This is a genomic window from Lonsdalea quercina subsp. quercina (assembly GCF_000688695.1).
In the GTDB taxonomy this organism is placed as follows: domain Bacteria; phylum Pseudomonadota; class Gammaproteobacteria; order Enterobacterales; family Enterobacteriaceae; genus Lonsdalea; species Lonsdalea quercina_D.
In genome coordinates, this window is record NZ_JIBQ01000026.1 from 1 (window position 1) to 6,505 (window position 6,505).

The following is a 6,505-nucleotide window of genomic DNA, read 5'->3' on the forward strand; positions in this document are numbered from 1 at the left end:
TCGGCAGCAGGAACGGCTTGTCGATAGCACGTTCTGGTTCCGGGATGTAGCTGTCCAGTGCTTCGGCCAGTTCTACAATCTTCGCTTCCCACTCTGCTTCGCCTTCCAGCGCTTTCAGAGCAGAACCACGGATTACCGGCGTGTCGTCGCCCGGGAAGTCGTACTGAGACAGCAGCTCACGAACTTCCATTTCAACCAGTTCCAGCAGCTCTTCGTCATCAACCATGTCGCATTTGTTCAGGAACACGATGATGAACGGAACGCCTACCTGACGACCCAGCAGGATGTGCTCACGAGTCTGCGGCATCGGGCCGTCAGTCGCTGCAACTACCAGGATCGCGCCGTCCATCTGGGCAGCACCGGTGATCATGTTTTTCACGTAGTCGGCATGCCCTGGGCAGTCAACGTGCGCGTAATGGCGAGTCGGGGTATCGTATTCAACGTGAGACGTGTTGATGGTGATACCACGTGCTTTTTCTTCTGGCGCGTTATCGATCTGATCGAATGCGCGAGCAGCACCGCCGTAGACTTTCGCCAGTACGGTAGTGATAGCAGCGGTCAGCGTTGTTTTACCATGGTCAACGTGGCCGATAGTACCGACGTTAACGTGCGGTTTAGTACGTTCAAATTTTTCTTTAGACATCGATTGTCCCTCTAAGACACGGATAAATCGGTGATATCACCACATCAACCAAGCAATTACTTGCTGAGCTTAACAAAAGGAAATCAGGAGGAATATAAAAGGAGTGGTGCTGATAGGCAGATTCGAACTGCCGACCTCACCCTTACCAAGGGTGCGCTCTACCAACTGAGCTATATCAGCACATCTAATATGGAGCGGGCAGTGGGAATCGAACCCACATCATCAGCTTGGAAGGCTGAGGTAATAGCCATTATACGATGCCCGCATCCTGGAACTCGGCTACCTGATTTCTTTGTAGAGTCAAAAACCCCGGCAAATATTACATCCATGCCGTGATTTTTTCGATCCGATTATTAGAACACCAGATCGTTTTAATCCTGTTTCCAGGATTGAATTGATGGTGGGAGAAGGAAGATTTGCCACGCAACTCCTCACCTTCATCGACATGATATCTGTTGCTTTATCACATCGAGTCAGCCATTTCTCATGGCTTGAATTGGTGGTGGGGGAAGGATTCGAACCTTCGAAGTCTGTGACGGCAGATTTACAGTCTGCTCCCTTTGGCCGCTCGGGAACCCCACCTGGTTGTGTACTTGATGGTGCCGGCTGCCGGAGTCGAACTGGCGACCTACTGATTACAAGTCAGTTGCTCTACCAACTGAGCTAAGCCGGCATCAAGTGCTGCGCATTCTAGGTAGAGTGGCCGGTCTATGCAACAAAAAAATTGCTTAAAATGCACTGTCGCTTAGATTTTGCACATTTCTGGACATTGTTTTGCATAAACGTTAGAAATTCGTGCAAATATGCACCACACCTGCGGCATCAACTGCATTCTTCATAAGGTCTAATGGCGCCCTCTTCTCTCCATTTCGTCATAATTCATGCTCTCCAATGACGGCCAGGCTAGCCACTATCGCTATATCGCCTGCTTAAAACCCGGTAGTTTGTGTCGAGAGTGGTATATTTTTTGCTCGCTGATAGTCAAGAGGCCATCCGCCAGTGCTTGGAGATACTTAATGAAACCCGTCTTGCTCTCGACCGACACATTTCCTTTATATCGTCATGCATTGGCGGGATTACTGATTGATGCCGTTGATAATGGCTGCTCAATCGGATATCGCACGCCCTTATCCTATGAACATGCCGAAAGTTATTTCGATAGTCTGAAGCCTTCTATTACGCAAGGAGAACGCCGACTTTGGGTAGCGCTTTATGAGGGTGAGGTGGTAGGAACCGTGCAACTGGAACTTTGCCAGAAATCGAATGGGCAAAATCGTGCGGAAATTCAGAAATTGCTCGTTCACAGCCAGTATCAACGAAAGAGAATAGGACATCATCTTTTGCACGAACTTGAAACAGCAGCGTTTAGCCTGCAGCGTGGCCTGCTTTATCTTGATACAGAAGCAGGTTCCACGGCGGAACTATTTTACCAGTCGCAAGGCTATACCCATCTGGGAGAAATCCCCGATTACGCATGCTCCCCTGAGGGGATTTATCACTCTACAGCGATTTATTACAAACGTCTTTTTATCGTGAAGTGATACTGGCTGGTAATCGCTCACTGAAATAAACCCGATGCCTTTATAAGGCATCGGGTTGCGTTGGATTTCTTCTTCTTTTCTTTACCCGCATGGTGGTAATCTGCCCGTCATCATTTAATTTTCCCCAATAAAAGGTGGGTAGTCTTTTTATCTGACGGTTTTGAGACCGACATGGCACCTTTTAACGCTGTACTGGCATGTAGAAACGTATTTATGAGAGATAGCGAGCAATCCTTGGCCACACCATATCTGCAATTTGATCGTCAGCAGTGGGCGACGTTGCGGGATTCGGTCCCGTTAACGCTGACAGAGAAAGAAATATTAAAACTCAAAGGCATCAATGAGGATCTATCCCTGGATGAAGTTGCAGAAATTTATCTGCCACTATCCCGTTTATTGAACTTTTATATCAACTCTAATTTGCGACGTCAGGCAGTTTTGGAGCAATTTTTAGGCACTGACGGACAAAAAATTCCCTACATTATTGGGGTCGCTGGCAGTGTGGCTGTCGGGAAAAGTACGACTGCGCGCGTATTGCAAGCCTTGCTCAGTCGTTGGCCGGAACACCGTACAGTTGAATTGATCACCACCGATGGCTTCTTGCATCCTAATAAGGTTTTGAAAGAAAGAAACCTGATGAAGAAAAAAGGGTTTCCTCAGTCGTACGATATGCACAGCCTGGTGAAATTCGTTTCTGAAGTGAAGTCGGGGGCTCCTAGAGTCGTCGCACCGACCTACTCCCATCTGACCTACGATATCGTCCCTGAGCGGCACCAGATCATCGAACAGCCCGATATTCTCATATTGGAAGGGTTGAATGTTTTACAAAGCGGCATGGACTATCCTCATGATCCACATCGAGTCTTCGTATCCGACTTTGTGGATTTCTCCATCTACGTCGATGCGCCGGAAGATTTGCTGAAAAGCTGGTACATCAATCGCTTCCTGAAATTCAGACAGGGTGCATTTGCCAACCCAGACTCCTACTTCCATAACTATGCAAAAATTACGGAAGAAGAAGCGGTGGAATTTGCCTCTCAGGTATGGAATGAAATCAACGGGTTAAACCTGAAGAAAAATATTCTTCCGACGCGTGAACGAGCCAGTTTAATTATGACGAAAAGTGCCAATCATGCTGTCGAGCGCGTAACGCTGCGTAAATAAGGTCGTAAGGGGATATCACATCCCCTTATTATTATGATGCTCCGCGCAACGAGATTTCCCCTCCGATATAGGGAATCAATACGCCGTTTTGCTCCAATAACAAAGCCCCTTGAGTATCAATTCCTTTATCAACTCCGACGATCTCTTTATCGCCCATCAATAGTTTTACCGGCCGATTATAAAAATTATCCAGGGACTTCCAGCGGGGAATGAACGGAGCCAACCCATGCTGTTCGAAAGATATCAACGCCGCGCGTAACTCTGTTATCAAGCGAGCCGCCAACGTGTTGCGATCGATAGCTATTCCTGCTTCCTGCAGATTAATCCAGCCTTGATTGATCATTTCCGCGCCAGGCTCCCGCATACGCAGATTGACGCCGGCGCCAATAACAAGGTGAGCCGCATCGCCAGTTCTGCCGTTTAGCTCAACCAGAATTCCAGCTAACTTGCGATCGTTTAAATAAAGATCGTTGGGCCACTTAACCCGGACGCCATTCGCGCCCAGGTCATGCAGCACCTCCGCCATGATGATACCGATGACCAGGCTCACCCCAATCGCGGCCGCAGGCCCTTGTTCTAAACGCCAGTAGAGCGATAAGTAGAGATTCGCACCAAAGGGAGAGAACCATCTCCGCCCTCTTCGACCTCGTCCTGCCTGCTGATACTCAGAGATGCAAACATCCCCCGATGAAACCTTATCGAGGCGGTCTAGAAGATACTGGTTGGTGGAGTCAATGACGGGCAACACATCAATATTCCCACCGCTGGTTAGTGCCCGGATTTTTTCAGCATCCAGCAGCTCTATGGGAGCAGGTAATGCGTAGCCTTTTCCGGTTACGGTATAAACATCAAGGCCCCATTCACGAATCGTGTGTATGTGTTTGTTGATTGCAGAGCGGCTCATACCCAGGCGCTCGCCAAGCACTTCACCCGAATAGAATTCGCCATCGGATAAAATAGAGATCAACTTAAGGGGAACTGTGTTATCTCTCATGCCAACACCTCAACCGCGTTAACTTCGCCCTGACACGCGATAAAGCGCACTTCAGGTTCCAACCCAATGCCAAATTTATCGGCCACCTGATTGCGCACATAGCGCGCCAAGCCGACAACGTCTTTGCTGGTCGCATTTCCGACGTTGATAAGAACCAAGGCTTGATTAGCGTGTACCGCAGCATCCCCAATGCGGTAGCCCTTGAGCTCACATTGGTCGATTAACCACCCAGCGGCGAATTTTACCTCGCCATTAGCCTGAGGATAATGCGGCGCGAGGGGGAAACGACGTAATAGCGCGTTCGCTTGGGCTGCAGTAAGTACTGGATTCTTGAAAAAACTGCCAGCGTTCCCGTTCACAGCAGGGTCGGGCAGCTTGCTTTTGCGCATATCGCACACTAGATCGAACACCTGCTGTGGCGTCACGGTCTCAGGATTGAGTCGCGTCAGGTTTCCATAGTTCAGCACCGGTTGCCAGGTTTTAGGCAAGGTTAGCCCGACCGCCGTAATCGCATAGCCATCACGGTATTCATGTTTGAAGATGCTTTCACGGTAGGCAAACTGGCAGTCGTCCTGTGCCAACCGCGTGAGTTCGGCGGTATTAAGGTTCAAGACATCAACGTAGGCGCACACGTCTTTCAGCTCAACGCCGTACGCTCCGATATTTTGGATGGGGGCCGAGCCAACGCAGCCAGGGATTAATGCAAGATTTTCTAATCCGGGAATGTGGTGATGTAAGGTGAATTCAACCAGGTCATGCCAGACTTCGCCAGCACCGACATGAAGGTGCCAACATGTGTCCGTCTCTTTAATCTCAATCCCTTTCAGACGATTCAATACAACACAACCAGCAAAATCTTCGAGAAAAAGGACATTGCTTCCACCGCCTAGAATTAGCACTGACTGTTCTGAAATGGTCGCTTTTTTCCAGGCGTTCAGAAGATCTTCGGCTGATTTGGCTGTGATCACGTCTTTGGCTGAAACAGGCAGGGAGAATGAATTATAGGGCTGTAATGCGGCGGCACTCGTCATAGTCGTCTTCATGCTCGATATATTTAATCGCTATAGTTTACTCGATCCAGAAACATTATTGAGCAGTGATTTCTGAAGTGTGCCCTCACCGCATTTTCTAAGTATCCATTGATCCAAAACCCAACACCCGTTTATCTACTGCTTAAGTTAACGCCAAAACTGAGTGTTAGAACCTATTTCCATGCAATTGCTCGAAAGACGCGACGCAGACGCGGCTGGGGGTCGTTGGATATATCCCTACGACCTTGTGCGTTAGCGGCAATTCACCCTGGCAGCACCGATGGCTTTATATTGGGGCGACCTAACACCTTGGCAAAACCATGTTGGTATCACATCACCCCAGCATCCATGGGTTAAGTCCATATGCAGCCGATATTTTGTCGGCTCCTTGAGGAAAATCCACTGATGCGACGATGCTCCGAGTTACCGCATGCCCAGGCGTTTTGCAGGCAAAGAGGCCTGCTGCAGTGGCCGTGTTTCATCAGGCCCAATGATGAGGGCTCAGTGAGCCGGGAGTGAATGCAGCATCGTTCAGGGCAATGCTGGATTGCCGATTAGGATGAGGTCGAGTACGTGTCAGGGAAAGAGGATAGGCAGGACAATACGTATCGCGACGGCTGTTTTGAGGGGGCGGAACATGCCAACGTGACCGACCAGTGGCCTCTAACGAGGCGGGCGGGGTGACGGCGTGGCGTCGGGCCGCGGGTGTGTGCGCTTTTTTTCGCCCCAATGCAAAAACCCCCAGCTTTCGCTGAGGGTTTCTACGGGTTTGATGCCTGGCAGTTCCCTACTCTCACATGGGGAGACCCCACACTACCATCGGCGCTACGGCGTTTCACTGCTGAGTTCGGCATGGGGTCAGGTGGGACCACCGCGCTATCGCCGCCAGGCAAATTCTGTTTCATTCCAGCCGTTACACACTCTCTCCGTGCAACCACCAGAACCAATCTTTGAACAAGCTGAATTCCGTCTCTCTAAAAACACCTTCGGTGTTGTAAGGTTAAGCCTCTCGGGTCATTAGTACTGGTTAGCTCAACGTATCGCTACGCTTACACACCCAGCCTATCTACGTCGTCGTCTTCAACGGCCCTTCAGGGGACTCGAAGTCCCAGGGAAGACTCATCTCGGGGCA

The 6,505-nt window shown here is 49.8% G+C and carries 5 protein-coding genes, 4 tRNA genes and 2 rRNA genes; 2 read left to right on the forward strand and 9 right to left on the reverse strand.

The genetic code is table 11. The features are described 5' to 3' along the window. The 5 genes from SB13_RS16830 to SB13_RS16850 form a co-directional block, all read right to left on the reverse strand. On the reverse strand, nucleotides 1–643 hold a 643-nt coding region (locus SB13_RS16830), incomplete at its 3' end, for a GTP-binding protein (RefSeq protein WP_026741446.1). Between the two features lie 104 nt (nucleotides 644–747). Then, a tRNA-Thr gene (locus tag SB13_RS16835) sits at nucleotides 748–823 on the reverse strand. Nucleotides 824–833: 10 nt separating this feature from the next. Beyond that, nucleotides 834–908, reverse strand: a tRNA-Gly gene (locus SB13_RS16840). 232 nt (nucleotides 909–1,140) lie between these two features. Then, nucleotides 1,141–1,225 (reverse strand) — tRNA-Tyr (locus tag SB13_RS16845). 15 nt (nucleotides 1,226–1,240) lie between these two features. Then, nucleotides 1,241–1,316, reverse strand: a tRNA-Thr gene (locus SB13_RS16850). A 343-nt stretch (nucleotides 1,317–1,659) separates the two neighbouring features. Between SB13_RS16850 and SB13_RS16855 the strand changes: the two genes are divergently transcribed. Both SB13_RS16855 and coaA read left to right on the forward strand, forming a co-directional pair. After that, nucleotides 1,660–2,184 carry a GNAT family N-acetyltransferase gene (locus tag SB13_RS16855; protein ID WP_026741447.1) on the forward strand — a complete coding sequence of 175 codons (525 nt, stop codon included), beginning with the start codon at nucleotides 1,660–1,662 and terminating at the stop codon, nucleotides 2,182–2,184. A 213-nt stretch (nucleotides 2,185–2,397) separates the two neighbouring features. Then, nucleotides 2,398–3,348 carry a type I pantothenate kinase gene (coaA, locus tag SB13_RS16860; protein ID WP_026741448.1) on the forward strand — a complete coding sequence of 317 codons (951 nt, stop codon included), beginning with the start codon at nucleotides 2,398–2,400 and terminating at the stop codon, nucleotides 3,346–3,348. Between the two features lie 31 nt (nucleotides 3,349–3,379). Here coaA and birA read toward each other — a convergent pair whose 3' ends face one another. From birA to SB13_RS16880, 4 genes are all read right to left on the reverse strand, one after another. Continuing rightward, on the reverse strand, nucleotides 3,380–4,342 hold the full coding sequence (gene birA, locus SB13_RS16865) for a bifunctional biotin--[acetyl-CoA-carboxylase] ligase/biotin operon repressor BirA (RefSeq protein ID WP_026741449.1): 963 nt from the start codon (nucleotides 4,340–4,342) through the stop codon (nucleotides 3,380–3,382). Then, a complete protein-coding gene (gene murB, locus SB13_RS16870; RefSeq protein ID WP_026741450.1) occupies nucleotides 4,339–5,373 on the reverse strand; it encodes a UDP-N-acetylmuramate dehydrogenase in 1,035 nt (344 codons plus the stop codon). The genes birA and murB overlap by 4 nt, the downstream gene beginning before the upstream one ends. A 774-nt stretch (nucleotides 5,374–6,147) precedes the next feature. After that, nucleotides 6,148–6,263: ribosomal RNA gene (gene rrf, locus SB13_RS16875) — 5S ribosomal RNA — on the reverse strand. A gap of 106 nt (nucleotides 6,264–6,369) precedes the next feature. Beyond that, nucleotides 6,370–6,505 (reverse strand): 23S ribosomal RNA (locus SB13_RS16880); the annotation flags it as partial.